The sequence below is a fragment of the Microbacterium sp. NPDC056057 genome, assembly GCF_042266945.1.
GTDB classification, from domain to species: Bacteria; Actinomycetota; Actinomycetes; order Actinomycetales; family Microbacteriaceae; genus Microbacterium; species Microbacterium trichothecenolyticum_C.
Window position 1 is genome coordinate 321,618 of the sequence record NZ_JBHJWS010000003.1, and the last position, 26,453, is coordinate 348,070.

A 26,453-nucleotide genomic window follows, 5' to 3' on the forward strand; every position below is an offset into this window, starting at 1 on the left:
GACGGAGGTGGTCGATCGGCTCGTCGCGCGAGCGCTCGATCCGGCGGCCGCCACCAGCGCTGCTGGCACCGATGACAACCGTCCCAGCCTATGCCAGCGGGCCCGCGAACGCCCGATCCCGTGGCTGAAACCACCCGGGCGCGGTGTCAGGATGGAGGGGTGACCTCTCCCGAGCAGCACGTCGTCCCGTTCGCCTCTCCCGCCGCCGCACCGGGCGCCCCGTACGTCGAAGAGCCCGTCGCGTACGACGGCATCCTTCTCGCGGGCTTCGGCGGCCCGGAGGGCCAGGACGATGTCATCCCCTTCCTCCGCAACGTCACGCGCGGCCGCGGCATCCCGGACGAGCGCCTCGAAGAGGTCGCTCACCACTACCGCCACTTCGGCGGCGTGAGCCCGATCAACGCGCAGAACCGCGCGCTCAAGGCCGCCCTCGAGGGCGAGCTCGCTCGGCGCGGTCTCGACCTTCCCGTCTACTGGGGAAACCGCAACTGGGCGCCCTACCTCGGCGAGGCGGTGACGGATGCCGCGGCCGCCGGCCACACGAACCTCCTGGCGCTCGCGACCAGCGCCTACTCGTCGTTCTCGAGCTGCCGGCAGTACCGCGAGGACTTCGCGCGCGTGCTGACGGAGACGGACCTCGCCGGGCGCGTCTCGATCGACAAGGTGCGGCAGTTCTTCGACCACCCCGGGTTCGTGCAGCCCTTCGTCGACGGGGTGCGCGACGCCGTGGCAGGCTTCCTCTCCGACGGCATCGCCCCCGAGGCCGTGCGGGTGCTGTTCTCGACCCACAGCATCCCGACGGCGGATGCCGAGCGCTCCGGCCCGCGCGAGGGCGACGAGCTGCACCGCGACCTGGGTGAGGGCGGCGCCTACGCCGCACAGCATCTCGCGGTGGCCGAGGTCGTCATGGCGGCCGTGGCCGCCGAGGTCCCCGGCGCAGATCGCGTCGCGTGGGATCTCGTCTACCAGTCGCGCTCCGGCCCGCCGAGCCAGCCGTGGCTCGAGCCCGACGTGAACGACGTCATCGCCGAGCTGCCCACGGCCGGTGTGCAGGCCGTGGCGATCGTCCCGGTCGGCTTCATGAGCGACCACATGGAAGTGCTGTGGGACCTCGACACGGAGGCGATGGATGCCGCGGCCGAGGTCGGCATCCGCGCGGTGCGCACGCCGACGCCCGGCGTCGACCCGGCGTTCGTGTCGGGGCTGGTCGACCTCGTCCAAGAGCGCCTCAACGGCACGCCTGCGGGGGAGCGGCCCCACGCGACCGACCTCGGACCCTGGTTCGACGTCTGTCGCCCCGCCTGCTGCGAGAACGTGCGGGCAGGTTTCAAGCCCGCCGCCGCGGGCGTCGCGCCCTGAGCCGGCGAACCGCCCGAGCGGACCGCTCGCCGCGGCCGCAGCATCCTTCGTCCTCCGCCGCCCGCCCTCTCTAGGATTGAGCCCATGCGCATCCACATCGCGACCGACCACGCCGGCCTCGAGTTCTCGACGCAGCTGCAGCACCACCTCGCGGCCGCCGGCCACGAGGTCGTCGACCACGGCCCGATCGAGTACGACCCGCTCGACGACTACCCCGCGTTCTGCATCCGCGCCGCGCAGGCGGTCGTGCGCGACCAGGCGGCCGGCATCGACGCACTCGGCGTCGTCTTCGGCGGCTCCGGCAACGGCGAGCAGATCGCCGCGAACAAGGTCGTCGGCGTCCGCGCCGCCCTCGCGTGGAGCATCGCCACCGCTGAGCTCGCCCGCGAGCACAACGACGCCAACGTCATCGCGATCGGCGCACGTCAGCACACGTTCGAAGAGGCGGCGACCTTCATCGACCGCTTCATCGCGACCCCGTTCTCCGGCGAGGAGCGCCACGCCCGCCGTATCGCGCAGCTCGCGGCATACGAGGAGGACGGCACCCTCGAGCCCGACCCGCGTGCGGTGACCGCGCAGCCCGACGTCCTCGCCGCCGACGACAGCTCATTCGACCCCGAAGCCGGCTGAACCGTGCCCGAGGGGCATTCCGTCCATCGCATCGCCCGCCAGTTCGACCGCAACTTCGTCGGGCGCGCCGTCGCGGCGTCGAGCCCCCAGGGCCGTTTCGTCGAGGGCGCGGAGATCCTGAGCGGCCGCACCGCGACCTCGGTGCGAGCCGTCGGCAAGCAGATGTTCCTCGAGTTCGACGACGACCTCTGGCTGCGCGTGCACCTGGGCATGTACGGGGCGTGGGACTTCGCGGGTGAGATCCTGGTCGATCCGACGATCGCCTCGGCCAATGGCCGGATGGGACAGACGAACCAGCGCGGCACCGATCTCGACGACCCGATCCTCGACGGCGCCGGCGAGAATTCGCTGACCTCGATCGGCGCCCCGCGGCGCACCCGCGTGCACGTGCGCATGTCGGAGCAGACCACGGGGCTCGCCGACGAGGGCGACGAGTGGCCGCCGCCGGTCGTCGGGCAGGTGCGCCTGCGTCTGCTCACGGACGTGACCTGCGCCGACCTGCGCGGCCCGACCGCGTGCGAGCTGCAGACGCCCGACGAGGTCGCCGCGACGATCGCCAAGCTCGGGCCCGACCCGCTCGTCGACGACGTCGCGGAGGGCGAGGAGCGCTTCACCTCGGTGGTGCGCCGCAAGCCGACATCGATCGGCCTGCTGCTCATGGACCAGAACGTCGTCAGCGGCATCGGCAACGTGTACCGCGCCGAGCTGCTGTTCCGGGCACGGCAGAACCCGCACACGCCGGGGCGCGACGTGCCGGAGGAGGTCGTCCGCGACCTCTGGCGGGACTGGGTGCGCCTCCTCGCGATCGGCGTCGAGACCGGCCAGATGATGACGATGGACGACCTCGACCCCGAGGCCTACCGTGCCGCGATGGCAAGTCGCGACGACCGCCATTGGGTCTATCACCGCGCGGGGCTGCCGTGCCGGGTGTGCGGCACCGCGATCCTCGTCGAGGAGGCCGCGGGGCGCAAGCTCTACTGGTGCCCGCGCTGCCAGGCGTGACGCCGATCCGCGGGGGCAGCCTGCGCGAATAGGCTGGGCGCATGCGTCAGAACCCGAGCTTCGCGATGTCGGATGTCGGCGAGATCCGCCGGCTCATCGAGCACAACCCGTGGGTCACGATCGTCTCGTCGACCGAGAACGGGCTCGTCGCCTCGCACTACGCCGTGCTCCTCGACGCTGACCGCGACGACCTGACGATCGTCGGCCACGTCGGCAAGCCCGACGACCTCGTACACGGGCTCGGAGAGCGTGAGCTGCTGGTGGTCGTGCAGGGACCGCACGGGTACGTCTCGCCCGGCTGGTACGGCGACGTGCAGAGCGTCCCGACCTGGAACTTCGTCTCGGCGCACCTCGGCGGCATCCCGGAGCTGCTCACGCCGGATGAGAACCTCCAGGTGCTCGAGCGCCTCGTCGCGCGGTTCGAGAGCGGCCTGCCGCAGCCGCGCCTGATGTGGGAGCCGCCGAACGATCCGGAGTACGTGCGCCGGCTCGAGAGGGGCACCGTGGGCTTCCGGCTCACGCCGACGAAGGTCGTCGGCAAGCGCAAGCTGAGCCAGAACAAGCCCGACGAGACCGTCGAGACCGTGATCATGGAGCTCGAGGCCGGTGCGAGCCCGTACGCCGACCCGCGGCTCCCCGCGGAGATGCGGCGCGACCTCGAGACGCGGAAGGCCGCTCGGTGACGGCGGCGCGCGGCGAGGCGGTCGACGTCATCGCGAACGCGCGTCTCACCGGCTCCCACCGCACTGATCCTTTCGGCGCCGACCCGGTCGACGTGCACCTGGCCGAGGGCCTCGTCGTCGACATCGCGCCCGCCGGGGCGCTCCCGCGCAACGGGAAAGTGCTCGACGCCGACGGCGGCTGGGTCGTCCCCGGGCTCTGGGACCACCACGTCCACACGGTGCAGTGGGCGCTCTCGGCTCAGCGCGTGCCACTCGGAGGGGCGAGGTCCGCCGCTGAGGCGGCGCGTCTCATGGGGGCCGCGGATCCGCTGCCCGACGGGCGCCGCGTCGGCAGCGGCTTCCGCGACGCGTTCTGGGCCGACACCCCCGATCTCGCTGCGCTCGATGCCGCGACGGGCGAGGTCCCGACCTACCTCATCAACGCCGACGTGCACAGCGTGTGGCTCAACTCGGCCGCGCTCCGCCGCGAGGGCTTCGAGCCCGACGACCACGGCATCCTCCGCGAGGAGCCGGCGTTCGAGATCTCACGCCGGCTCAACGCCGTCGACGCGTCCGTGTCCGACCCGCTCGTCGCGCGCATGGCCCGCGATGCCGCCGCCCGCGGTGTCGTGGGACTCGTCGACCTCGACATGTCGTGGAACGAGGACGCGTGGGCCCGGCGCCTCGCGGCGGGGTTCGACGCGCTGCGGATCTCGTTCGGGATCTACCCCCAGTTCCTCGACCGCGCGATCGCCGACGGACTCCAGACCGGAGACGTCGCCCGGGGCGCAGCATCCGATCTCGTCCGTGTCGGCCCGCTCAAGGTCATCACCGACGGATCCCTCGGAACCCGCACGGCGGCGTGCTCCCACGCCTATCCCGATGACCCGCACAACCACGGCCTGCTCACCGTCGACGTCGCGACGCTCGTCGACCTCATGACCCGCGCGACCGCGGCAGGCATCGCGTCGGCGATCCACGCGATCGGCGACGTGGCGAACTCGCACGCGCTCGACGCCTTCGCCGCGACCGGGGCGTGGGGCACGATCGAGCACGCGCAGCTCGTCGCGCACGCAGACATCCCGCGGTTCGCGCGACTGGGGGTGGGCGCGAGCGTGCAGCCCGAGCACGCGCTCGACGACCGCGACCTGACCGACACCGTCTGGGCCGGCCAGACGGCGCAGCCGTACCCGCTGCGGGCACTCGCCGATTCCGGCGCGAACCTGCTCTTCGGCTCGGATGCGCCCGTCGCGCCGCTCGATCCCTGGGCGGCGATGGCGTCCGCCGTGTTCCGCACGCGAGGGGGCCGCGATGCTTGGCAGCCGGCGCAGCGTGTCGACGCGGCGACGGCACTGGCCGCGTCGACGCGCGGCGGCTCGGCGGAGCCTGCGCGCATCGATCCCGGCGACGTCGCCGACCTCGCGATCTGCGAACACGACCCTCTCGCCGCCGACGAGCCGCGGCTGCGCGGGATGCGCGTGACTGCGACGCTGCTGGCGGGACGACTCACGCACGTGGCGTGACCCGTCGCGGGTACGGGGGTCAGCCCCCGTACCCGTTCGGGAGGGCATCGGATGCCGCGGCACCGCGACCGCCGCGAAGCTGGGAGCATGAGTTCCGAGGGAGACACCGATGACCGCCGCCACCACTGAACCGGCCCCGCTCCAGCCGGTCGCGTCCCACCCCGCGACGGGGTTCTGGGCATCGTACGGACAGGCGTGGGTCCGCACGCCGGGCAGTGCGCTGTACCTTCTCGCGGTCTTCGTGCTCGCCATGGTCTCGGTGAGCCTGCTCGCATCGCTGTTCTGGACCGGCGTCGGCCTGCTGATCCTGGTGATCGGGCTGCCGCTCATCGTGCTGACGCTGCTGATCGCGCGAGGGTTCGGCGTCGCGGACAGGTTCCTCCTGCTTCTGACCGGACAGCCCGAGGTCGCCGAGCCGGAGTGGAATCGTGACGCGCCCGGGGCGACAGGCTTCTGGGTGACGCTGACCCGCCCGATCCGCAACACGCACTACTGGCTGTACCTGGTGCACGGCATGATCGTGAACCCGATCATCAGCACCATCTCCTTCACCCTCACCGTGGTGTGGCTGAGCGTCGGCCTCGGCGGCCTCACGTACTGGTTCTGGGGGCTGTTCCTGCCCCGGAACTGGAGTAGCGGGGACGGCTCCGAGGGCGAGTGGGGGCACTACGTCGCCGACTTCATGCCGTGGCTCTTCGGAGGCTGGTCGAGCTGGGCCGTCGAGGTCGCGCTCTACCTCGTCGCCGGCATCGTCTTCACCTTCACGATGCCGTGGGTGCTCGGCGGCCTCGCGCGCGGCCACCACGCGGTCGCGAAGGGCATGCTCGGCCGATGGGAATCGGACGAGCTCGCTGCCGAGGTCCGTGCCGAGGCGGCGGCTCGCGGTGCCGCGGTGCATGCCGAGGACGTCGCCCTGCGCCGCCTCGAGCGCGACATCCACGACGGTCCGCAGCAGCGCCTGGTACGGCTGCAGATGGACCTCGCCGCGCTGGAGCGCCGCGCCGAGTCGGGAGACACGGATGCTGCGGCCGACCTCGCGCGGGACGCACGGGGTCACGCGAAGGCGGCGCTGGACGAGCTGCGTGCGCTGTCGAGCGGGGTCGCCCCGCCGCTCCTGCAGGACCGCGGGCTCGCCGCTGCGCTGGACGCGGTCGCGACAGCCTCGCCGCTCTGGGTGCAGGTCGAGATCGACCCCGCGGTCGACCGCGCCGTCAGCCAGGAGGTGGCCCGCACCGTCTACTTCATCGTCGCGGAGCTGACGACGAACGCGGTCAAGCACTCCGGCGCCACCGGGGTCACACTGCGCGCGTCGCTGCGGCGGACGCCTGCCGGGGCACCCACGCACCTCGACGTGTGGGTGGTGGACAACGGCCGCGGCGGCGCCGCCATCACGTCGGGTCATGGGCTCGAGGGCCTGCGCGAGCGCGTCGCAGGGCTCCGCGGCGTGCTGGTCGTGACCAGCCCGGTCGGCGGACCGACCTCGGTCGGCGCGCACATCCCGCTCACGGCCCTGCCATGACCGATCCCTATCCTGAGGGAATGGTCTCGTCGCCCGGCTCCGCCCCGCTCCGCGTCGTCCTGTTCGAGGATTCGGTCCTCCTGCGCGAGGGACTCATCCGGCTCTTCGACGAGGCGGGCTACGTCACCGCCGGCGCCTGGGGCGACGCCGATGACGTCGTGGCCCGTGTGCGCGAAGCGCGTGCGGACGTCGCGATCCTCGACGTCCGCCTGCCTCCCGCGTTCCGGGACGAAGGCATCCGCGCGGCGCTGGCGGTGCGGGCCGCGCTGCCGGCGGTCGGCATCCTCGTGCTCAGTCAGTATGTCGAGGGCGTCTACGCGAAGGAGCTCCTCGCCGGCGGCGAGGGCGGCGTCGGCTACCTCCTGAAGGACCGTGTCACCTCGCTCGACGAGTTCACCGACGCCGTCCGCCGCGTCCGCGAGCGGGGGACCGTGCTCGATCCACTCGTCGTGCAGGGGCTGCTCTCGGCGCGGCCGGATCCGCTCTCCACGCTGACGCCGCGCGAGCGCGATGTGCTGACGCTCATGGCCGAGGGGCGCAGCAACGCGAGCATCGCGGAGCGGCTGTTCATCGGCGTGGGAGCGGTGGAGAAGAACATCAGCGCGATTTTCGCGAAGCTCGGGCTCGAGGAGTCGGGCACCGAGCATCGCCGGGTCCTTGCGGTGCTCGCCTTCCTGCAGCATCCGTGACACGACGAAGGCCCCCGGGAATCCCGGGGGCCTTCGTCATCAGATGGCGATCATTCGGCGAGGTGCGCGAAGAGGAACCAGCGGTCCTTCTCGAGCGACTCCTTGATGCCGATCGCGATGTCCTGGCTCGTGAGGTCGAACTCGTCGAGTCCGTCGATCGCGGCCTGCGTGTCGGCGATGACCGTGTCCATGTCGGAGATCACGTTGCGGATGAGCGCATCCCACTGCGTGAAGCCTGCGGGGACCGCGGACGAGGTCTTCTGGGCGACCGTGCCGACGCGGGCGTCGACCGGGAGCCCGAGGGCCACGATGCGCTCGGCGGCCTGGTCGGCGCCGGCCAGAGCGTGGGCGACCACGGAGTCGAGCAGTTCGTGGATCGCGATGAAGTTCGCGCCGCGCACGTTCCAGTGCGCCTGCTTTCCGTTCACTGCCAGGGCCTGCAGGCCCAGGACGACGGGGGTGAGGAACTGCGCCGTCGCGGCGGCGACGTCGGGGTTCGCTGCGGTTGCGGGGGTGGTCTGGGTGTTCGTCATGTCGCTCGTCTCCATCTTTCGGCCTCTGGTGACTGCAACGCTACTCACGAGGAGTCATTCCGCAAGCAAGAGAAGGCTGGGCTAAACCGGGGAATCCGCGCCGTCGGTGCGGGCCGGCGGTGCGACAGCGGCTAACGTCGATTCGTGCCTTCCGCCGATCACGACCTCGGACCGCAGCATCTGAGCGTTCCCGCCAAGACCGTGACCCGCGAGCCCCGCGACCGCTCGCCCGAACACGCCGAGCCCTCGCGCTTCATCCCGCATGTGCAGGGCCTGCGCGCGATCGCCGTGCTGTGCGTCGTGCTGTACCACTTCTGGCCGGGCCGGCTCACGGGCGGCTACATCGGCGTCGACATCTTCTTCGTGATCTCGGGCTTCCTCATCACCGCGCATCTGATGCGCGAGCTGACCGCCACCGGCTCGGTGAAGCTCGGCCAGTTCTGGGCGCGACGCGCACGGCGCCTGCTCCCGGCTTCCCTCCTCGTCCTGCTGTTCTGCGCCGTCGTCGTGATGTCGCCGTATCTCATGCCCACGTCGGCGCTGCCGAACGAAGTGCGCGAGATCCTCGCGTCGACGTTCTACGTCGAGAACTGGTACCTGGCGCTCAACTCGGCCGACTATCTCAACCACTCGGGTTCGCCCACCACGGTGCAGCACTACTGGTCGCTGTCCCTCGAAGAGCAGTTCTACGTGATGTGGCCGCTCATCATGCTGCTGGCCGCGTGGATCGGCGTGAAGTTCTTCCGCGGCGCCCGGCGCCGCGCCATCATCACGACGCTCGGAATCGTGACCGCCGTGTCGTTCGTGTTCTGCGTCGTCTTCACGATCACGAACCCCGCGCCCGCGTATTTCGTCACGTTCGGCCGCATGTGGCAGTTCGGCGTGGGCGCCCTGATCGCGCTCGTCCCGGTGCTGAGGGTCCGGGGCGCAATCGGCAGCTTCGTGCTCGGCTGGGGCGGCATCCTGCTCCTCCTCTACGTCGCCTTCACGTTCGACGGGCAGACGCCGTTCCCCGGCTACATGGCGGCGCTGCCGACCCTCGGCGCGGCCGCCGTCATCGCGGCCTCGAACACCGAGCGCTGGTGGTACCCGACCCGCATCCTCGCGATCCGTCCGGCGCAGTTCGTCGGCGACATCTCGTATTCGCTCTACCTGTGGCACTGGCCGCTGATCGTCATCGCACCCTCCGTGCCGTTCTGGGGCCTCACGATCTACCATCGCGTCGCCCTGCTGGTGCTGTGCTTCGTGCTCGCATGGCTCACGAAGCGATTCGTCGAGGATCCTGCCCGCGGCTGGAAGGTACTCACCTCGCGTCCCGCTCGCGTGACCCTGTGGTCGTCGCTGGCCGCCATGATCGTGGTCGGCCTGGTGGCCGCCTCCGCATGGTTCGTCAACGCGCCCCTGTACAGCCAGGGCACCCGCGACATCGCGGAGCTGCAGCAGAATCCGCCCGAGTGCTTCGGCGCGGCATCCGTCCTCGACTCCTCCTGCGCAGACGCGGACTTCGGTGACACGATCCTCCCTGCTCCCGGCTTCGCGGGGATCGACCGACCCGAGAATCCGGACTGCTTCGTGCAGCTCACCGATTCGCGACCGGTCTCGTGCACCTTCGGCTCGGACGACCCCGACGCCCCGCGCGTCGCGCTCATCGGCGACAGCCACGCCTACCAGCTGCTGTCGACGTTCCAGCGCATGGCGGACGAGAACGGCTGGCAGCTCGTGACCTGGTTCAAGGGCGCGTGCCCCTGGAACGCCACACCGCTGGCTACGCCGGGGGCCTTCGGCGCTGCCTGCACCGAGTGGCGCGACCGCGTGCAGAACGCGATCGACGACGCCGACCTCGACGCCGTGTTCACCGCGGCGATCGCGACCACTCCGTACTCGGCGGCCGGCTACGACTCCTCCTACGACGCGGCCGTCGCGGGCTACCGCGACGCGTGGAGCACCGTCACCGCGCGCGGCATCCCCGTCGTCACGGTCGTCGACAACCCCGTGTGGGAGACCGACCCCAACAAGTGCCTGCGCACGCACGACATGTCCGAGTGCGACGGCGCTCGATCGGACGTGCTGGTGGACGACGATCCGCTCCGGGGCGCAGCATCCGGTCTCGACTCCGTCACGCTGCTCGACTTCACCGACGTGTTCTGCGGCCCCGACACGTGCGCGCCCGTCGTCGGCGGGGCGAACATCTACCGCGACCAGGACCACCTGACGGTCACGTTCGCCGACACGCTGGCGCCCTGGTACACCGACGCCATCGAGAAGGCGCTGGCGAATAGGGTCGGACCATGACGGTCGCACCCGGAGCATCGGTCCTCGTCGCAGCGGGCAGGACGCCCTCGCTCGACCCCACGTCCTTCATCGCCGCCGGCGCCCGCGTCGTCGGGGGCGTGACCCTCGGCCCCGGTGCGAGCGTGTGGTACAACGCGGTGCTCCGCGCCGACGGCGACACCATCACGGTGGGGGCGAACAGCAACCTCCAGGACAACGTCTCGGTCCACGTGGACGCCGGCAGGCCCGTCGTGATCGGCGAGAACGTCTCGGTCGGCCACAACGCCGTCGTCCACGGCTGCACGATCGGCGACGGCTCGCTCATCGGCATGGGCGCGGTGGTGCTCAACGGCGCGAAGATCGGATCGGGATGCCTCGTGGCCGGTGGGGCGGTCGTGCTCGAGGGCTCCGAGATCCCGGACGGATCCCTGGTCGCCGGTGTGCCCGCGAAGGTGCGCCGGGAGCTCACCGTGGAGGAGCGTGCCGGTCTGCTTCGCAACGCCGAGCACTACCTCGCGCACATCGACGAGCACCGCGACGCGACGCCACTCGACTGAGGCGCCCCGTCAGCCGCGCGGCTGCGCCGGCGGATGGTGCTTGCCGCGGTGCACCTCGTACAGGCGCACGTGGCCGGGCCACGCCGGGTCGTTCTCGATCGGCAGGTCGTCCATGAAATGACGGATGACGTGGGCCAGCTGCCCCGGGTGGCTGAAGTTGATCGCGTGGGCGGCGCCCTCGAGCATCACGACCAGCACGTGGCTGTCGGTCTGGCTCGCGATCTCGTCGACGCGGTGCGCATGGGGGAGGAGCGGGTCGCGCTGGCCCAGCACGACGAGCGTGGGGATGCGCATCTCGAGCAGCCGCTGCAGTGACGGGTACTGCGTGAGCGAGCGGAACATCTTCATCGTGCTCGGCACGCCGAAGCGCACGTAGTCGGGCACCGCGACTCGCGCCATCTTCACCGGCTCGCGCGGAGCATCCTGCGAGAGCTGCTTGATCGCCCGACGCAGCGGCTGGTTGAACAGTCCGCCCGCGGGGGACACCAGCACCGCACGGTCGATGCGCTCGGGGTAGCGGTGCGCGAACTCGATGATGACGGGGCAGCCCATCGAGTTGCCGACGAGCGTCGCCTTCTCGATGCCCCGGTCGTCGAAGAAGTCGACCGCGGCACGGGCGAGATCGGGGATGTCGAGCATGTCCTTGCGCTTGCCGCTGCGCCCGAATCCGGGAAGATCCGGGACGTAGGTGTGGAACTCGTCGGCGAGCCGCTCAGCCGTCGGCAGCAGGTAGCGGCCCGACAGCCCGAATCCGTGCACGTGCGCCATCACGCGCTCGTCCTTTGTCGGGTTCGGCGACTCGCGGTAGAAGACGTCGACGCCGTCGATGCGGGTCCACTTCTCGGCGAGCTCCGACGCGGCGCGCCGCGGGAGCTTGCGCTCGCCCGGCTCGGGGATCGGCTTACGGCTGCTCATCGCGGCTCCTGGAGGGCATGGAACAGTTCCGCACCCAGTCTGCCGCGAGAGGGCGACCCGGGAACAGTAGGCCACGCGGGAGCAGATCGCGCGATGCGAATGAAATCGCCCCTCCGCGGCGGCCTTCGGCCGGCCTCGGAAGGGCATTCGGAGGGGATGACGGGAATCGAACCCGCACCATCAGTTTGGAAGACTGAGGCTCTACCATTGAGCTACATCCCCGTGCGCCCGCGGACGGGCACGGTCAATCGTATTACATCGCGACGGCCTTCCCGTTCCGACCCGCTGTCCAGACGCGCGGCCGAGCGAAGGGGCCGGTCATGGAACGCACGGGCAGACAGGTCGTCGAGGCGCTCGTCGCCACACTCAACGCGGGCGACGTCGCGGGCATGGACGATGTGTTCCACGACGACGCCGTCATCGAGTGGCCGCAGTCGGGGGAGCGCATCGTGGGCGCAGACAACCGGCGCGCCATCTACGGCGCGTTTCCGCAGCTTCCTGCGATCTCGCCGCGCCGCCTCACCGGTGCCGGGGACCTGTGGGTGCTGGAGGCTGATCTGGACTACGGTGACGGCGATCCCTACCAGACGGTGTTCGTCTTCGAGCTGCGCGACGGACTCATCTCGAAAGAGACCGCGTATTGGACGAAGCCGTTCCCGGCCCCCGACTGGCGCGCGGGTTGGGTCGAGCAGATGTAGGCGCGCAGGAACGTCGCGGGCGCGTCGGCTAGACTTCTCGGGGCCGAAAGGCGCACGCACGCGTGCGAACCCGCCCGGGGCGTAGCTCAGCTTGGTAGAGCGCCCGCTTTGGGAGCGGGAGGCCGCAGGTTCAAATCCTGTCGCCCCGACATCACGGCCCTCGGAATTTTCGAACCCAGACCTTCAACCGCACGCTGCCGCGTGCGGCCGGAAAGAGGAGAAGTACAGGCATGGTGAACAGCACCGTCGAGAAGCTCAGCCCGACCCGGGTCAAGCTGCACATCACGGTCAGCCCCGACGAGCTCAAGCCGTCGATCAAGCACGCTTACGAGCACATCGCGCAGGACGTGCAGATCCCCGGCTTCCGCAAGGGCAAGGTGCCCGCGCCCATCATCGACCAGCGCATCGGTCGAGTCGCGGTGCTCGAGCACGCCGTCAGCGAGGGTCTCGACACCTTCTACCGCGAGGCCGCGGCAGCCCACGAGCTGCGCGTGCTCGGCCGTCCGTCGGCCGACGTCACCACCTGGCCGAACGAGAAGGACTTCTCGGGCGACCTCGAGGTCACCGTCGAGGTCGACGTGCGTCCCGAGTTCGACCTGCCGTCCTTCGAGGGCACGACCGTCGAGGTCGAGGCCGTCGAGGTCGACGAGGCCGCGATCGACGAGGAGCTCGACCGCCTGCGCGGCCGCTTCGGCACGCTCGTGACCGTCGACCGTCCCGCCGCCACCGGCGACTTCGTCGAGCTGGACCTCGTCGCCACGATCGACGGCAACGAGATCGACCGCGCCGAGGGCGTCTCCTACGAGGTCGGCTCGGGCGAGCTCCTCGAGGGCATCGACGAGGCCATCGACTCGCTCACCGCCGGTGAGGACACCACCTTCCGCTCGAAGCTCGTCGGCGGCGACCACGCCGGCGACGAGGCCGAGGTCTCGGTGACCGTCAAGGCCGTCAAGGAGCGCGAGCTTCCCGAGGCCGACGACGACTTCGCCCAGATCGCGAGCGAGTTCGACACGATCGCCGAGCTGCGCGACAGCCTCAAGGAGCGCGTCGGCCAGCAGGGCGCCTTCACGCAGGGCTCCGCCGCGCGCGACAAGCTGATCGAGACGCTGCTCGAGCAGGTCGAGATCCCCGTTCCGCCGCAGCTCATCGAGGACGAGGTGCACAACCACCTCGAGGGCGAGGGCCGTCTCGAGGACGACGTCCACCGCGCCGAGGTCGCCGAGGCGAGCGAGAAGCAGTTCAAGACGCAGATGCTGCTCGACAAGATCGCCGAGACGGTCAACGTGCAGGTCTCGCAGGACGAGCTCACGCAGTACCTCGTGCAGTCGGCCGCCCAGTACGGCATGGCACCGCAGGACTTCGTGAACGCGCTGCAGGAGGGCAACCAGCTCCCCGCCATGATCGGCGAGGTCGCCCGCAACAAGGCTCTCGCCGTCGCGCTCGGCAAGGTCAACGTCGTCGACACGAACGGCAAGCCCGTCGACCTCAGCGGCTTCGTCGCCAACGAGGACGAGGAAGAAGTCGTCGAGGAGGCGGAGGAGATCGCGGATGCCGCGGCCGACGCCGACGCCGTGATCGAGGCCGAAGAGGCCGAGGTCGCCGAGAAGCCCGCCACGAAGGCTCCCGCGCGCAAGCCCGCCGCGAAGAAGGCGGCCGCGGAGGACGCTGAGGCTGTTGAGAAGGCTCCCGCCAAGAAGCCGGCCGCCAAGAAGGCCCCGGCCAAGAAGGCCGCCGACGCCGAGTGATACTCGTTTCGGTCGACTGACCGATCGACGGAAGAGGACGGATGCCGCGGCATCCGTCCTCTTCTGTCATGTGTGCGCTCTGCCCAGGGCGAACACGGGCGGGTCGTTCGCGAGGCGCCGGTAGATTCGATGGCGACCCAAGGAAACAGGAGTACACATGGCCGAACCACTTGTCGCGACCAGCGTCTTCGACCGGCTGTTGAAGGACCGCATCATCTGGCTGGGGTCAGAGGTGCGTGACGACAACGCCAACGAGATCTGCGCGAAGATCCTGCTTCTCGCCGCCGAGGACTCCGAGAAGGACATCTACCTCTACATCAACTCGCCCGGTGGCTCGATCACGGCCGGCATGGCGATCTACGACACGATGCAGTTCGTGCCCAATGACATCGTCACGGTCGGCATCGGCATGGCCGCCTCGATGGGCCAGCTCCTGCTCACGGCGGGCACGAAGGGCAAGCGCTACATCACGCCGAACGCCCGCGTCCTGCTGCACCAGCCGCACGGCGGGTTCGGCGGCACCGCGAGCGACATCCAGACGCAGGCGCAGCTCATCCTCGACATGAAGAAGCGCCTCGCCGAGATCACCGCCAAGCAGACGGGCAAGTCGGTCGAGCAGATCAACGCCGACGGTGACCGCGACCGTTGGTTCGGCGCCGAGGAAGCACTGGAGTACGGCTTCGTCGACCACATCCGCGAATCCGCGAGCGACGTGATCGGCGGCGGCGGCACCGCCTCCGACAGCTGAGACCGAAGGCGAAAGAGAGAGAACCCGGAATGCAGACCCCCACCTTCGGAGCGGCGGCGCCCCAGGCGCTCCAGATGCCCGGCAGCCGCTACATCCTGCCGCAGTTCGAGGAGCGCACCGCCTACGGCTACAAGCGCCAGGACCCGTACAACAAGCTGTTCGAGGACCGCGTCATCTTCCTGGGCGTCCAGGTAGACGATGCCTCGGCCGATGACGTCATGGCCCAGCTGCTCGTGCTCGAGTCGCAGGACCCCGACCGCGACATCATCATGTACATCAACTCGCCCGGTGGCTCGTTCACGGCGATGACCGCGATCTACGACACCATGCAGTACGTGTCGCCGCAGATCCAGACGGTGGTGCTGGGCCAGGCGGCGTCCGCCGCGGCCGTGCTGCTCGCGGCCGGCGCACCCGGCAAGCGCCTGGCGCTGCCGAATGCCCGCATCCTGATCCACCAGCCCGCCGTCGGCGAGGCCGGCCACGGTCAGGCGTCGGACATCGAGATCCAGGCGGCCGAGATCCTGCGCATGCGCACCTGGCTCGAGGAGACGCTCGCGAAGCACTCGAACAAGACGCAGGCAGAGGTCAACAAGGACATCGATCGCGACAAGATCCTCTCCGCGGAGGAGGCGGTCACCTATGGCCTCGTCGACCAGGTGCTGACCACGCGCAAGCGCGGCCAGCAGGCCCTGACGAAGTAGTCTCTCCGCGTCGATCTGCGCAGAGCTCAGCGCCCCGCCGCCCGGATGACCGGGCGGCGGGGCGCTCGCGTGTGCGGTCCCGGTTCTCTCTCCGCGAACCCCGGGTCGTCCACAACGTGCGTCGCAATGCCGCCGCATGTCGGCCTCAGCTATTAGGCTCGGAGAACAGCTGGGGGGCTCGCCCCCGACGTACGAGGAGGAGCGGCATGGCACGCATCGGTGAGAGCGCCGACCTGTTCAAGTGCTCCTTCTGCGGTAAGAGCCAGAAGCAGGTCCAGCAGTTGATCGCCGGACCCGGCGTCTACATCTGCGACGAGTGCGTCGAGTTGTGCAACGAGATCATCGAAGAGCGCATGGCCGAATCGTCGTCCGGCGTCGTCGCCGACTTCGACCTGCCGAAGCCCCGCGAGATCTTCGCGTTCCTCGAGGAGTACGTCGTCGGGCAGACCGACGCCAAGCGCGCACTCTCGGTCGCCGTCTACAACCACTACAAGCGTGTGCGCGCGCACGGCACGATCCAGTCGGCCGAGCAGCGCGCCGACGAGATCGAGATCGCCAAGAGCAACATCCTGCTCCTCGGGCCCACGGGCTGCGGCAAGACCTATCTCGCGCAGACGCTCGCGAAGCGCCTCAACGTGCCGTTCGCGGTCGCCGATGCCACCGCGCTGACCGAGGCCGGCTACGTCGGCGAAGACGTCGAGAACATCCTCCTCAAGCTGCTGCAGGCCGCCGACTTCGATACGAAGCGCGCCGAGACCGGCATCATCTACATCGACGAGGTCGACAAGATCGCCCGCAAGGCCGAGAACCCGTCGATCACCCGTGACGTCTCAGGTGAGGGCGTGCAGCAGGCGCTGCTCAAGATCCTCGAGGGCACCGTGGCCTCGGTCCCGCCACAGGGCGGTCGCAAGCATCCGCACCAGGAGTTCATCCAGATCGACACGACGAACGTCCTGTTCATCGTGGCGGGCGCGTTCGCCGGACTGGAAGACATCATCTCCTCTCGCGTCGGGAAGCACGGCGTCGGCTTCGGCGCCTCGCTGCACCGCAAGGACGAAGACCTCAACCTGTTCGGCGACGTGCAGCCGGAAGACCTGCACAAGTTCGGCCTGATCCCCGAGTTCATCGGTCGGCTCCCCGTCGTCGCCTCGGTCTCGTCGCTCGACCGCGAGGCGCTCATGGAGATCCTCACCGAGCCGAAGAACGCGCTCGTGAAGCAGTACCACCGCATGTTCGAACTCGACGGCGTCACCCTCGAGTTCGATCACGAGGCGCTCGAGGCGATCGCCGACCTCGCGGTGGCGCGCAAGACCGGCGCGCGCGGCCTTCGTGCGATCCTCGAGGACGTCCTCGGCCCGATCATGTTCGAGATCCCGTCGACCGACGATGTCGACAAGGTCATCGTGACCCGTGCCGCGGTCGACGAGGGCGCTCCGCCGACTCTCGTGCTTCGGGAGAAGCGCAAGAGCGCCTGACCGGATCCCACGACCGCGGGAGTCCCACGCATGGGCGATGTCGCACCGGACCTCGAGGGCTTCTGCGGCGTCATCAGCGCGCGCCGTAGCGACGACGTGCTGGGCGAGTGGGCTGTCGGGCTTGCCGACCGTACCGCCGGTGCGCCGAACACCCCCGCGACGCGGTTCGGGCTCGCGAGCGGAACGAAGACCTTCACCGCGCTCACCACGCTCTCGCTCATCGGCGACGGCCTGCTGCAGCAGGACACTCCCGCGCGCGAGATCCTCCAGGACGACCTGCCGCTCATCGCCGATGACGTCACCATCGACCATCTGCTGAGCCACACGTCCGGGATCGGGGACTATCTCGACGAGGAGGTGGATGCGCTGGCGCCCCTCAGCGTGCCGGTGCAGAGCCTCGACTCCACGCCCGCCTACCTGCCGATGCTCGAGGGCTTCCCGACGAAGTTCCGCGCGGGCGAACGGTTCTCCTACTGCAACGGCGGCTACGTCGTGCTCGCGATCATCGCCGAGCGCGCCTCGGGCACTCCGTTCGCCGACCTCGTGCGGGCACGCGTGTTCGAGCCCGCCGGCATGGCATCCACCGGCTTTCCCCGCTCCGATCTGCTCCCGCCGGGCACCGCGACCGGCTACAGGGACGACGGCCGCACCAACGTGTTCGAACTGCCGGTCGTCGGGTCCGGCGACGGGGGAGCGCACTCCACCGTGGGAGATCTCCACCGGTTCTGGGTGGCGCTCCTGGCGGGGCGCATCGTCGACCCGGCGCTGGTCGCGCTGCTCACCGAGCGGGTCACCGCCGACGCGGGCGACGGGCTCGGCTACGGCCGGGGGGTGTGGCTCGATGGCGAGGATCTCGCGATCGTGGGCGGCGACCACGGCGTGGTGGCGGTGAGCCGGCACCACCCTCCGACGGCGACAACGGTCACGGGGCTCGCGAATGCCGAAGTGCCGACCTTCGTCCGAGTCCGCGAGTTGATGAGCGCAATCCGGGCAGGCGGTGTCGGAGGGGCTGAGTAGCTTCGGGCCATGCCCACCGTTCGCCCCTTCTCGATCCACGTGCCCGACGCCTCACTCGCTGATCTGCAGGAGCGCCTCGACCGATTCCGGCCTCTTCCGGAATCGCCGCGGCGACCGCCGTCGGGCATGAACGCGGATTATCTCGCCACCCTCGTCCAGGCGTGGCGCGACTGGGACTGGCGGGCGCGCGAGGCGTGGCTGAACGGGCACCCGCAGTTCCTCGCCGACGTCGGCGACGCGACGATCCATTTCGCGCATCTGCGCTCCGCCCGCGACGACGCGCCCGCGCTCCTGGTGATGCACGGCTGGCCGCACACGTTCGCGCTGCAACTCGACTTCGCGGATCTGCTGCCCGACTTCCACGTCGTGGTGCCGAGCTTCCCGGGCTTCGCGTACTCGTCCGCCTACGCCGAAGGCCCGATGACCGAGACCCGGCTCGCCGCGACGATGCATGCCCTCATGACCGACGCGCTCGGCTACGAGTCCTACCTGACCTACGGCGAGGACGTGTCGGCGAACGTCAACGACCTGATCGCGGGATCGTACCCGGAGGCGGTGTCGGGTGTGGTCGTCACCCACTCGCACTTCCCCTCCATGGCCGAGCGCGAGCTTCTGACCGCCCCCGACGAGGTCGCCTTCTTCACACGCCTCGAGCAATGGGGCGGCACCAACGGCGCCTATGGGCACGTGCAGGCGACCCGGCCCGACACGCTTGCCGCCGCCCTCAACGACTCACCGGCGGGTCTGCTCGCCTGGCTGACCGAGAAGCTCGTGGAGTGGAGCGACACTCCGCAAGCGGACCCACGCGCGGTCGAGCGACGGATCTCTCGCGACCGCATCCTGACCGAGGCGATGATCTACTGGACGACCCAGACCATCGGCACCTCGTTCCGGCCCTACTACGAGGGCGCCGACCAGCCCGACGAGATGCCACCCGTCGTGGTTCCGGCATCCGTCCACATCCAGCGCCACGAAGGCGACTACCCCGAATCGCTGGCACGACGCTTCTACCGCGACCTGCGCACCTTCGAGCGGCTCGACGAGGGCGGGCACTTCGCGATCGCCGAGGTGCCCGCCGTGATGGCCGAGCGGGTGCGCGCCTTCGCCCGCGAGCTCGACCTGCTGTGAGCGTCGGCTAGCCTGCCAGTCCGCGGCGATCGAGCAGCGGCTGGATCTCGGCGTCGCGGCCCCGGAAGTCGCGGTAGGCCTCGAGCGGATCCTTCGACCCACCCACGCCCAGCAGCCGGCCGCGGAAGCGATCACCGTTCTCGCGACGGAGTCCGCCGTTCTCGCGGAACCACTCCACCGTGTCGGCGTCGAGCACCTCGCTCCAGATGTACGAGTAGTAGCCGGCGCTGTAGCCGCCCGAGAACACGTGAGCGAAGTAGGTCGACGAGTAGCGGGTCGGCACGGCCGCATTGTCGAGCCCGATGTCGGCGAGTGCGGCCGCCTCGAAGTCCGCGACGTCGATGTCGGCCGCAGCGCCGTCGACCGACAGCGAGTGCCACGCCTGGTCGAGCCATGCCGCCGCGAGGTACTCGCTCGTCGCGAATCCCTGGTTGAACGCCTCCGACGCGTGCAGCTTGTCGACGATCGCGGCAGGCAGCGGCTCGTCGGTGTCGATGTGGCGGGCGTACGAGGCGAGGATCTCGGGCCAGTAGATCCACATCTCGTTGACCTGGCTGGGGAACTCCACGAAGTCGCGGTAGACGTTGGTGCCGGCGAAGTGCGGGTACGTCACGGTCGCGAACAGCCCGTGCAGGGCGTGCCCGAACTCGTGGAACAGCGTGGTCACCTCATCGAGGCTGAGCAGGGTCGGCCGCCCCTCGGCCGGCTTCGGCACATTGAGGTTGTTGACCACGATCGGCTGTGTGCCGCGCAGCCGCGACTGCAGCACGATCGAATTCATCCATGCGCCGCCGCGCTTGGTGTCGCGCGTGTAGAGATCGAGGATGTACAGCCCGAGCGTCGATCCGTCGGCGTTGTGGATCTCGAACACGCGGGTGTCGGGGTGGTATCCACCGAGGTCCGTGCGCTCGGCGAACGTGATGCCGTACAGATCGGTGGCCGCCCGGAACACGCCGTCCTGGAGCACCCGCTCCGCCTCGAACCAGGGGCGCAGCGCGGCGCGGTCGAGGTCGTACTCGGCCGCGCGCACCTTCTCGGTGTAGAAGGCCCAGTCCTGCGCCTCCAGCGCGAACGGCTCCGGCTCGGCGTCGATGATGGCCTGCAGCTTGGCCTGCTCGCGCCGGGCATTGCGGGCGGCGGGCACGGCGAGCTGGCGCAGCAGGTCGTGGACCGCTGCGGGGGAGCCGGCGGTCTCGTCCGACGTGATGTACGACGCGTGCGAGTCGTAGCCGAGCAGCGCCGCCCGCTCGGCGCGGAGCCTGACGATCTCGAGCAGGGTGGCGCGGTTGTCGTGCTCGGTGCCGCGCGAGCCCCGGGAGCGGGATGCCGCGAGCAGGCGCGCACGGGATCCGCGGTCGGTCAGGCTCGACAAGTAGGGATGCCCCGTGAAGAGGGTCAGGGTCACGACCCACTTGCCCTCGAGTCCGCGATCCGCCGCGGCCTGCGCCGCCGCGGACAGCTCGCCCTCCGAGAGCCCGTCGAGTTCGGACGCGTGGTCGAACACGATCGCGAGGTCATTGGTGTCGGCGAGGAGGTTCTTCTCGAACTGCGTGGTGAGGGTCGACAGCCGCTGGTTCAGCTCCGTGAGGCTCTGCTTCGCCGCGTCGTCCAGTCCCGCACCGGCGTGGACCATCTCGGTGTGGTGGCGCTCCACGAGGTACCGCTGCTCGGGCGTCAGATCGAGCTGGTCGAGCTGTTCGTGGATCGACCTGATTCGCCAGAACAGGTCCGAATCGAGCTGGATGGAGTCCTGGTGCGCCGACATGAGGGGCGCGAGCTGTTCCTCGATCTCCTGGATCTCGGGCGTCGCGTCGGCCGACGACACGGTGTAGAACGTGCGGGCGACGTCACCCAGCAGGCGACCGCTCTCTTCCAGCGGCACCAGCGTGTTCTCGAACGTCGGCATCGAGCGCACGCGCGTGATCGCCGCCACCTCGCGGGTGTGCTCCGCGAACGCCTGCTCGAACGCCGGCAGGTAGTGCTCGGGGCGGATGGCCGCGTATTCGGGCAGACCGTACGGCAGCGTGCTGGGGGACAGGAGCGGGTTCTCGTTCGGCATGGCGTCCAGCCTAGTCACGCCGACCCCCATGCCGAGAGTCTTTTGCAAAGCTCCGCTTGCAAACTATTGATTGCAAAGAAGTACTTGCAAAGAACTCTTTGCATCGCTAACCTGGGGTCATGGCAGAGAACAAGACACCCGAGACCGCGGACGCCGCCGCCCGCACCGAGGAGCGTCACAACCAGGATCGCGTCCTCGACTCCGGGGCGCTCCGGGCTCTGGCGCACCCGTTGCGCGTGAAGATCTACGACATCCTCAGCCAGTACGGTCCGCAGACGGCGAGCTCGCTCGCGGAGCGGCTGGGGGAGTCCAGCGGGTCGACGAGCTACCACCTCCGCGCTCTCGCCAAGCAGGACTTGATCCGGGAGGCCGAAGACCGCGGCACCGGCCGCGAGCGGTGGTGGGAGCGTCCCGTCGGAGGCGTTTCATTCGCCAACCCGGATGCGATGGCGACGCCCGCCGGTCGTGCGGCGACGCAGGTCGTGATGAACGAGTTCCTGCGCAACCGCAACGACCAGCTGCTCGACTTCGTCAACCGCGGGATCGGCGGCGAGGACGAGATGTGGCAGGAAGGCACGCTGATCTCCACCGCCACCGCGCGCCTCACCGCCGAGCAGAGCAAAGACCTGGCGCTCAAGATCATGGCGCTCATCGACGAGACCGTCGACAACTACCGCAATCAGACCGGCGAGAACGTCCGCCCCGTCACCATCCGGGCAGACCTCTTCCCGCTCCCGCAAATAGGAGGACAGTCATGACCGCCATCACGGCAGACGAACTCGCGGCACGTGGGTTCCGGGCATCCGCCACCCGATTCGACCGCGCGCTGCTGCGCGCTGCATCCGCTCTCGACGCGTACGTCGTCGCACGCGTCGAGAAGCGAGACGACGCCGAAGAGCGTCGCGCATTGACCGCTCAGGCGGCCGTGGTCGGGGCTCGGCGCGAAGCCGAGGCGCGCGCGGCGATGGGGCTGTTGCCGCGATGAGCGACAGCGTCGACACGGCCGAGCGGACCGGATCGTCGGCCGGGCGGGCACGCAGGGTCCCGCTCGGCCGCGATTTCGGAAAGCTGTGGACCGCGGCCGCGTTCAGCAACCTCGCGGATGGCCTCGGACGCGTGGCGGTTCCACTCATCGCCACCACCCTGACCCGCGACCCGCTCGCGATCTCGGCGATCACCGCGCTCGCGTTCCTCCCGTGGCTCGTCTTCGGCCTGCCGGCCGGCATGCTCGTCGACCGGTTCGATCGCCGCTGGATCATGGCGATCGCCAACGGCATCCGTGGACTCGCTGCGGTCGGGCTCGCCCTGCTCACCGTCTCAGGCGCTCTCGACATCTGGTGGCTGTTCGCCGGCGTGCTGGTCTTCGGTCTCGGCGAGACGCTGTTCGACAACGCGACGAACGCGATCATGCCGGCGGTCGTCAAGCGCCCGGCGCTGGATCGCGCGAACGGCTGGATGCAGGCCGCGCAGATCACGATCGACAGCTTCATCTCGTCGCCGATCGGCGGCGTCCTGTTCGCGATCTCGCTCGCGCTGCCGCTCTGGGTGGGCGCCGCGGGCTACCTCATCCCGATCGTGCTCGCCGTGATGCTCCCGCTGTCGGCCGCTCGTCCGCTGCACGATGCGCGCGCCACGGCGGTGCGGGCCGAGGCGGCTGTCGCAGCCGGCGACCCGCTGGCGGCGTCCGAAGAGGCGGCGGAGACGGATGCTGCCGCCACCGCCCGTCCGAACGTCTCGGCTCGCGACGCCTTCGTGTACCTCTGGAATCACCGGTTCCTGCGCTCGATGGTGATCTTCACCTCGATCGTCGGTTCGGCCTTCGCGTTCGCCCAGGCACCGGTGTACCTGTACTTCCTCGACGTGCAGCACGTGCCGGCGGCCGCGATCGGCGTCGTGACCGCCGGAATCGGGCTCGGGGGACTCGCGGGGTCACTGGTGGCCTCATCGCTCGTCGCGAAGTTCGGCCGCGGCCCGGTGATGCTGGGCGCCAACGTCGTCGCGGCCATCAGCCTCGCGGCGGTGTGGGCGGCACCCGAGGCGATCACGGGAACGATCGCGTACGGCCTCATGGCCGCGGCCGTCTCCGTGTGGAACGTGCCGTGGGGCGCGCTGCGCCAGACGATCGTCCCGGGTCACATCTTCGGTCGCGTGCTGGGGATCACCCGCACCTTCACGTGGGGCATCTTCCCGTTCGCGACGCTTCTCGGCGGCTGGGTCGCCCGCATCGATCTGCGGCTGCCGTTCCTCATCGCCGCGGGCGTGACACTCGTCGCGACGCTGTTCGCCATCCGATTGCTCCTCTCGGCGTCGCATCACGACGCGCCCGAGGAATGAGCCGCTGAGGCTTATGCGAAGCCGTCGTCCGGATCGTGCCGGACGACGGCTTCGCCGTCGCCGTCCAGCGACACGGTCACTCCCGTGTCGAGCTCCGCGATCGGCTTGCCCTCCAGCCACGTGAGCGTCCAGCGCGGGCGCGGCTGACCGAGCTGGTCGGCGGGGATCGTCTCATCGACGGAACGGATGCCGCGCACCAGCGCGGCCGGGACGGCCTTCGGCGGTTCGTCGCCCGAGGTCCAGCGCGTTCCGAGCTGCATGTCACACCTCCTGCGGGGCGAGCTCGATCTCCGTGACGGAGACGGCGTCGGCCTCGACGTATTCGATCTCGGCGATCCGGCCGACCGCCTTGAGATCGCCTTCCGCGAGCCGCAGCGCATCGAGCGCGGCGGCCGGTCCGGCGAGGACGGCGCGGGCGACCGCGGTCTTCTGCGAGGCCTTCGCCTCGGTCTTCGCGCGGCGGATGCCGATGAGCGCCGCGCTCACGGCGGTCAGCACGGCGGGATCGCCCCACTCCTCCTCCGGTGCGACGGGCCAGTCTGCGGTGTGCACCGAGCCGTCGTTGAACCACGACCAGGCCTCTTCGGCCGTGAACGCCAGCACGGGGGCGAGGAGCCGCAGCAGCGCCGACATCGCCAGGCGCAGCGCGAGCGCGGCGGAGGCCTGACCGGCGTCCGTCTGGTTGTAGGCGCGCTCCTTGACGAGCTCGAGGTAGTCGTCGCAGAACGTCCAGAAGAACGACTCGGTCACCTCGAGCGCACGGGCGTGGTCGTAGTTCTCGAGCGCCTTCGTGGCGTCGCGCACGACGCCGTGGAGCGTCGCGAGCATCGATGCGTCGAGGGCATGGGTCACCTCGGCACCCTCGGGCACCGGGAACGACAGCACGAACTTCGCGGCGTTGAGAACCTTGATCGCGAGGCGGCGGCCGATCTTGATCTGCGTCGGGTTCTGCGGGTCGAACGCCGCGTCGGTGCCGAGGCGGCTCGAGGCCGCCCAGTACCGCACCGCGTCCGAGCCGTGCTGCGCCAGGATGTCAGCCGGCGTGACGACGTTGCCCTTCGACTTCGACATCTTCTTGCGGTCGGGGTCGACGATGAAGCCCGAGATCGCGGCATCCATCCACGGCGCACGGTCGTCCTCGAGGGCGCTGCGCAGCATCGTCGAGAACAGCCAGGTGCGGATGATGTCCTGACCCTGCGGGCGCATGTCGAACGGGGCAACGAGGTTCCAGAGCTCCGGATCGCGATCCCAGCCGCCTGCCAGCTGCGGCGTGAGCGACGAGGTCGCCCACGTGTCGAAGATGTCGTTCTCGCCGTCGAAGCCACCCGCGACGCCGCGCTGGTCTGCGCTGTAGCCCGGGGGCACGTCGGTCGACGGATCGACCGGAAGCGACGCCAGGTCGGGGGTGAGCACGCGGTCGTAGTCGCGCTCGCCGTTCTCGTCGAGCCCGTACCAGAGCGGGATCGGCACGCCGAAGAAGCGCTGGCGCGACACGAGCCAGTCGCCGGTGAGACCGTTGGTCCAGTTCTCGTAGCGGACCCGCATGAAATCGGGATGCCACGACATCTGCTGTCCGAGTGCGATGAGCTTGTCGCGCAGCTCGGCGTCGCGTGCGCCGTTGCGGATGTACCACTGGCGCGTCGAGACGATCTCCAGCGGACGGTCGCCCTTCTCGAAGAACTTCACCGCGTGGCTGAACGGCTTGCCGACGGCGGTGATGTCGCCGGTCTCCTGCAGCTTCTCGACGAGGGCCTTGCGGGCGGAGAAGACGGTCTTGCCCGCCATCTCGGCCTCGTACCACGCGCTCGCCTCGGCGTTCGCGACGATCGAGGGCGCCTGGGGCAGGAAGCGCCCGTCGAGGCCGATCGTGGTCATGTTCGGCAGGTGGCGGCCGTCGGTGGTGCGCAGCTCCCGCCACCACACGATGTCGGTCACGTCGCCGAAGGTGCAGACCATCGCCGCGCCCGTGCCCTTGTCGGGCTGGGCGAGGTGGTGGCCGTGGATCTCGATGTCGGCGCCGAAGAAGGGGCTCCGCACCTTCGTGCCGATGAGGTGCTTGTGGGGACCCTCGGGGTGGGTGACGATCGCGACGCACGCGGGCAGCAGCTCCGGACGAGTGGTCTCGATCGTGATCGCGCCCGAGCCGTCCGCGAACGGGAAGTCGATGGTGTGGAACGACGCCTGCTGTTCGCGGTCCTCGAGTTCTGCCTGGGCCACGGCGGTGCGGAAGTCGATGTCCCACATCGTCGGCGCGAGGTCCTGGTACGCCTCGCCGCGCTCGAGGTTGCGCAGGAACGCGCGCTGGCTCGTGCGGATCGTGTCGTCGGAGATGGTGCGGTAGGTCTGCGTCCAGTCGACACTGAGGCCCAACTGGCGGAAGAGCGCCTCGAACTGCTTCTCGTCCTCGACCGTGAGCTTCTCGCACAGCTCGATGAAGTTGCGGCGGCTGACGGGCACCTGGTCGGCGGCGCGGCTCGACTTGTTGTCGCCGCCCTCGAACGGCGGCGTGAAGTCGGCGTCGTAGGGCAGCGACGGGTCGCAGCGCACGCCGTAGTAGTTCTGCACGCGGCGCTCGGTGGGCAGACCGTTGTCGTCCCAGCCCATCGGGTAGAACACGGTCTTCCCGCGCATGCGCTCGTACCGCACCTTGAGGTCGGTGTGCGTGAACGAGAACACGTGCCCGATGTGCAGGCTCCCGGACGCCGTCGGCGGGGGAGTGTCGACCGAGTACACGCCGGCGCGACCGACCTGTGCCGCACGAGCACGGTCGAACAGGTACGTGCCCTGCCCGGACCAGGCGGCATCCCACTTCTCCTCGAGGCCCTCCAGCGCGGGCTTGTCCGGGATCTGACCCTGTGCGGGGCGGGCGTCGGTCATGGCGTCTCCTC

At 69.8% G+C, this 26,453-nt stretch carries 24 protein-coding genes and 2 tRNA genes; 20 read left to right on the top strand and 6 right to left on the bottom strand.

Annotated features, from left to right (window positions below; all coding sequences use genetic code 11):
* The first annotated feature begins 159 nt into the window (after positions 1–159).
* The 7 genes from ACFC1K_RS13590 (at position 160) to ACFC1K_RS13620 (ending at position 7,384) form a co-directional block, all read left to right on the top strand.
* On the top strand, positions 160–1,359 hold the full coding sequence (locus tag ACFC1K_RS13590; RefSeq protein WP_375872030.1) for a ferrochelatase: 1,200 nt from the start codon (positions 160–162) through the stop codon (positions 1,357–1,359).
* An 84-nt stretch (positions 1,360–1,443) separates the two neighbouring features.
* Positions 1,444–1,989: a ribose-5-phosphate isomerase gene (locus ACFC1K_RS13595; RefSeq protein WP_375872031.1), complete on the top strand. Its 546-nt coding sequence runs from the start codon at positions 1,444–1,446 to the stop codon at positions 1,987–1,989.
* 3 nt (positions 1,990–1,992) lie between these two features.
* A complete protein-coding gene (locus ACFC1K_RS13600; RefSeq protein ID WP_375872032.1) occupies positions 1,993–2,991 on the top strand; it encodes an Fpg/Nei family DNA glycosylase in 999 nt (332 codons plus the stop codon).
* 41 nt (positions 2,992–3,032) lie between these two features.
* Positions 3,033–3,674, top strand: a complete 642-nt coding sequence (locus ACFC1K_RS13605; protein WP_375872033.1) for an FMN-binding negative transcriptional regulator — start codon at positions 3,033–3,035, stop codon at positions 3,672–3,674.
* Complete coding sequence (locus tag ACFC1K_RS13610) at positions 3,671–5,176, top strand: amidohydrolase family protein (protein WP_375872034.1); 1,506 nt, start codon at positions 3,671–3,673, stop codon at positions 5,174–5,176. Before ACFC1K_RS13605 ends, ACFC1K_RS13610 begins: the two co-directional genes overlap by 4 nt.
* 109 nt (positions 5,177–5,285) lie before the next feature.
* The gene (locus ACFC1K_RS13615) at positions 5,286–6,695 is read left to right on the top strand and encodes a sensor histidine kinase (protein ID WP_375872035.1); all 1,410 of its coding nucleotides are present in this window, start codon (positions 5,286–5,288) and stop codon (positions 6,693–6,695) included.
* Between the two features lie 20 nt (positions 6,696–6,715).
* The gene (locus ACFC1K_RS13620) at positions 6,716–7,384 is read left to right on the top strand and encodes a response regulator transcription factor (RefSeq protein WP_310291100.1); all 669 of its coding nucleotides are present in this window, start codon (positions 6,716–6,718) and stop codon (positions 7,382–7,384) included.
* Between the two features lie 50 nt (positions 7,385–7,434).
* On the opposite strand, the gene ACFC1K_RS13625 is transcribed toward ACFC1K_RS13620, so the two are convergent.
* On the bottom strand, positions 7,435–7,917 hold the full coding sequence (locus tag ACFC1K_RS13625) for a Dps family protein (RefSeq protein WP_375872036.1): 483 nt from the start codon (positions 7,915–7,917) through the stop codon (positions 7,435–7,437).
* A gap of 144 nt (positions 7,918–8,061) precedes the next feature.
* On the opposite strand from ACFC1K_RS13625, the gene ACFC1K_RS13630 reads away from it, so the two are divergent.
* On the top strand, positions 8,062–10,209 hold the full coding sequence (locus ACFC1K_RS13630) for an acyltransferase family protein (protein WP_375872037.1): 2,148 nt from the start codon (positions 8,062–8,064) through the stop codon (positions 10,207–10,209).
* Entirely contained in the window at positions 10,206–10,745 is a 540-nt protein-coding gene (locus ACFC1K_RS13635) for a gamma carbonic anhydrase family protein (protein ID WP_375872038.1), read from the top strand. The genes ACFC1K_RS13630 and ACFC1K_RS13635 overlap by 4 nt, the downstream gene beginning before the upstream one ends.
* Positions 10,746–10,754: 9 nt before the next feature.
* Here ACFC1K_RS13635 and ACFC1K_RS13640 read toward each other — a convergent pair whose 3' ends face one another.
* Together ACFC1K_RS13640 and ACFC1K_RS13645 are read right to left on the bottom strand one after the other, a co-directional pair.
* The gene (locus ACFC1K_RS13640; RefSeq protein ID WP_375872039.1) at positions 10,755–11,660 is read right to left on the bottom strand and encodes an alpha/beta fold hydrolase; all 906 of its coding nucleotides are present in this window, start codon (positions 11,658–11,660) and stop codon (positions 10,755–10,757) included.
* 151 nt (positions 11,661–11,811) lie between these two features.
* Positions 11,812–11,882 (bottom strand) — tRNA-Gly (locus ACFC1K_RS13645).
* 98 nt (positions 11,883–11,980) lie between these two features.
* Here ACFC1K_RS13645 and ACFC1K_RS13650 point away from each other — a divergent pair.
* From ACFC1K_RS13650 to ACFC1K_RS13685, 8 genes are all read left to right on the top strand, one after another.
* Complete coding sequence (locus ACFC1K_RS13650; RefSeq protein WP_056368297.1) at positions 11,981–12,358, top strand: nuclear transport factor 2 family protein; 378 nt, start codon at positions 11,981–11,983, stop codon at positions 12,356–12,358.
* A gap of 75 nt (positions 12,359–12,433) precedes the next feature.
* Positions 12,434–12,507 (top strand) — tRNA-Pro (locus ACFC1K_RS13655).
* An 81-nt stretch (positions 12,508–12,588) separates the two neighbouring features.
* Complete coding sequence (gene tig, locus ACFC1K_RS13660; protein WP_375872040.1) at positions 12,589–14,103, top strand: trigger factor; 1,515 nt, start codon at positions 12,589–12,591, stop codon at positions 14,101–14,103.
* Between the two features lie 157 nt (positions 14,104–14,260).
* A complete protein-coding gene (locus tag ACFC1K_RS13665; RefSeq protein WP_310291090.1) occupies positions 14,261–14,851 on the top strand; it encodes an ATP-dependent Clp protease proteolytic subunit in 591 nt (196 codons plus the stop codon).
* A gap of 29 nt (positions 14,852–14,880) precedes the next feature.
* Positions 14,881–15,552: an ATP-dependent Clp protease proteolytic subunit gene (locus ACFC1K_RS13670; RefSeq protein WP_310291089.1), complete on the top strand. Its 672-nt coding sequence runs from the start codon at positions 14,881–14,883 to the stop codon at positions 15,550–15,552.
* A gap of 206 nt (positions 15,553–15,758) precedes the next feature.
* Positions 15,759–17,027, top strand: a complete 1,269-nt coding sequence (clpX, locus tag ACFC1K_RS13675; RefSeq protein WP_310291087.1) for an ATP-dependent Clp protease ATP-binding subunit ClpX — start codon at positions 15,759–15,761, stop codon at positions 17,025–17,027.
* A gap of 30 nt (positions 17,028–17,057) precedes the next feature.
* A complete protein-coding gene (locus ACFC1K_RS13680) occupies positions 17,058–18,044 on the top strand; it encodes a serine hydrolase domain-containing protein (RefSeq protein WP_375872041.1) in 987 nt (328 codons plus the stop codon).
* 9 nt (positions 18,045–18,053) lie between these two features.
* Positions 18,054–19,172, top strand: a complete 1,119-nt coding sequence (locus tag ACFC1K_RS13685; RefSeq protein WP_375872042.1) for an epoxide hydrolase family protein — start codon at positions 18,054–18,056, stop codon at positions 19,170–19,172.
* A 7-nt stretch (positions 19,173–19,179) separates the two neighbouring features.
* On the opposite strand, the gene ACFC1K_RS13690 is transcribed toward ACFC1K_RS13685, so the two are convergent.
* Complete coding sequence (locus ACFC1K_RS13690) at positions 19,180–21,231, bottom strand: M3 family metallopeptidase (RefSeq protein ID WP_375872043.1); 2,052 nt, start codon at positions 21,229–21,231, stop codon at positions 19,180–19,182.
* A gap of 119 nt (positions 21,232–21,350) precedes the next feature.
* Here ACFC1K_RS13690 and ACFC1K_RS13695 point away from each other — a divergent pair, with 119 nt between their 5' ends.
* Genes ACFC1K_RS13695 through ACFC1K_RS13705 form a run of 3 tightly spaced genes read left to right on the top strand, consistent with a single transcriptional unit; the run spans position 21,351 to position 23,565 of the window.
* Positions 21,351–21,989 (top strand): helix-turn-helix domain-containing protein, encoded by a 639-nt coding sequence (locus ACFC1K_RS13695; RefSeq protein ID WP_310291079.1) that lies wholly within the window; start codon positions 21,351–21,353, stop codon positions 21,987–21,989.
* Complete coding sequence (locus ACFC1K_RS13700) at positions 21,986–22,216, top strand: hypothetical protein (protein WP_310291077.1); 231 nt, start codon at positions 21,986–21,988, stop codon at positions 22,214–22,216. Before ACFC1K_RS13695 ends, ACFC1K_RS13700 begins: the two co-directional genes overlap by 4 nt.
* Positions 22,213–23,565, top strand: a complete 1,353-nt coding sequence (locus ACFC1K_RS13705; RefSeq protein ID WP_375872044.1) for an MFS transporter — start codon at positions 22,213–22,215, stop codon at positions 23,563–23,565. Before ACFC1K_RS13700 ends, ACFC1K_RS13705 begins: the two co-directional genes overlap by 4 nt.
* A gap of 11 nt (positions 23,566–23,576) precedes the next feature.
* Here the strand turns inward: ACFC1K_RS13705 and ACFC1K_RS13710 are convergent, their stop codons facing one another.
* Both ACFC1K_RS13710 and valS read right to left on the bottom strand, forming a co-directional pair.
* Complete coding sequence (locus tag ACFC1K_RS13710; protein ID WP_375872045.1) at positions 23,577–23,825, bottom strand: hypothetical protein; 249 nt, start codon at positions 23,823–23,825, stop codon at positions 23,577–23,579.
* Position 23,826: 1 nt separating this feature from the next.
* On the bottom strand, positions 23,827–26,442 hold the full coding sequence (gene valS, locus ACFC1K_RS13715) for a valine--tRNA ligase (RefSeq protein WP_375872046.1): 2,616 nt from the start codon (positions 26,440–26,442) through the stop codon (positions 23,827–23,829).
* Between the last annotated feature and the right edge of the window lie 11 nt (positions 26,443–26,453).

Bases quoted from the DNA above. Each gene is read 5' to 3' on its own strand.
- ACFC1K_RS13595 (WP_375872031.1), top strand. From the start codon at position 1,444: ATGCGCATCCACATCGCGACCGACCACGCCGGCCTCGAGTTCTCGACG.
- ACFC1K_RS13605 (WP_375872033.1), top strand. From the start codon at position 3,033: ATGCGTCAGAACCCGAGCTTCGCGATGTCGGATGTCGGCGAGATCCGC.
- ACFC1K_RS13615 (WP_375872035.1), top strand. From the start codon at position 5,286: ATGACCGCCGCCACCACTGAACCGGCCCCGCTCCAGCCGGTCGCGTCC.
- ACFC1K_RS13620 (WP_310291100.1), top strand. From the start codon at position 6,716: ATGGTCTCGTCGCCCGGCTCCGCCCCGCTCCGCGTCGTCCTGTTCGAG.
- ACFC1K_RS13625 (WP_375872036.1), bottom strand. From the start codon at position 7,917: ATGACGAACACCCAGACCACCCCCGCAACCGCAGCGAACCCCGACGTC.
- ACFC1K_RS13635 (WP_375872038.1), top strand. From the start codon at position 10,206: ATGACGGTCGCACCCGGAGCATCGGTCCTCGTCGCAGCGGGCAGGACG.
- ACFC1K_RS13640 (WP_375872039.1), bottom strand. From the start codon at position 11,660: ATGAGCAGCCGTAAGCCGATCCCCGAGCCGGGCGAGCGCAAGCTCCCG.
- ACFC1K_RS13650 (WP_056368297.1), top strand. From the start codon at position 11,981: ATGGAACGCACGGGCAGACAGGTCGTCGAGGCGCTCGTCGCCACACTC.
- tig (WP_375872040.1), top strand. From the start codon at position 12,589: ATGGTGAACAGCACCGTCGAGAAGCTCAGCCCGACCCGGGTCAAGCTG.
- ACFC1K_RS13665 (WP_310291090.1), top strand. From the start codon at position 14,261: ATGGCCGAACCACTTGTCGCGACCAGCGTCTTCGACCGGCTGTTGAAG.
- ACFC1K_RS13670 (WP_310291089.1), top strand. From the start codon at position 14,881: ATGCAGACCCCCACCTTCGGAGCGGCGGCGCCCCAGGCGCTCCAGATG.
- clpX (WP_310291087.1), top strand. From the start codon at position 15,759: ATGGCACGCATCGGTGAGAGCGCCGACCTGTTCAAGTGCTCCTTCTGC.
- ACFC1K_RS13680 (WP_375872041.1), top strand. From the start codon at position 17,058: ATGGGCGATGTCGCACCGGACCTCGAGGGCTTCTGCGGCGTCATCAGC.
- ACFC1K_RS13685 (WP_375872042.1), top strand. From the start codon at position 18,054: ATGCCCACCGTTCGCCCCTTCTCGATCCACGTGCCCGACGCCTCACTC.
- ACFC1K_RS13690 (WP_375872043.1), bottom strand. From the start codon at position 21,231: ATGCCGAACGAGAACCCGCTCCTGTCCCCCAGCACGCTGCCGTACGGT.
- ACFC1K_RS13695 (WP_310291079.1), top strand. From the start codon at position 21,351: ATGGCAGAGAACAAGACACCCGAGACCGCGGACGCCGCCGCCCGCACC.
- ACFC1K_RS13700 (WP_310291077.1), top strand. From the start codon at position 21,986: ATGACCGCCATCACGGCAGACGAACTCGCGGCACGTGGGTTCCGGGCA.
- ACFC1K_RS13705 (WP_375872044.1), top strand. From the start codon at position 22,213: ATGAGCGACAGCGTCGACACGGCCGAGCGGACCGGATCGTCGGCCGGG.
- ACFC1K_RS13710 (WP_375872045.1), bottom strand. From the start codon at position 23,825: ATGCAGCTCGGAACGCGCTGGACCTCGGGCGACGAACCGCCGAAGGCC.
- valS (WP_375872046.1), bottom strand. From the start codon at position 26,442: ATGACCGACGCCCGCCCCGCACAGGGTCAGATCCCGGACAAGCCCGCG.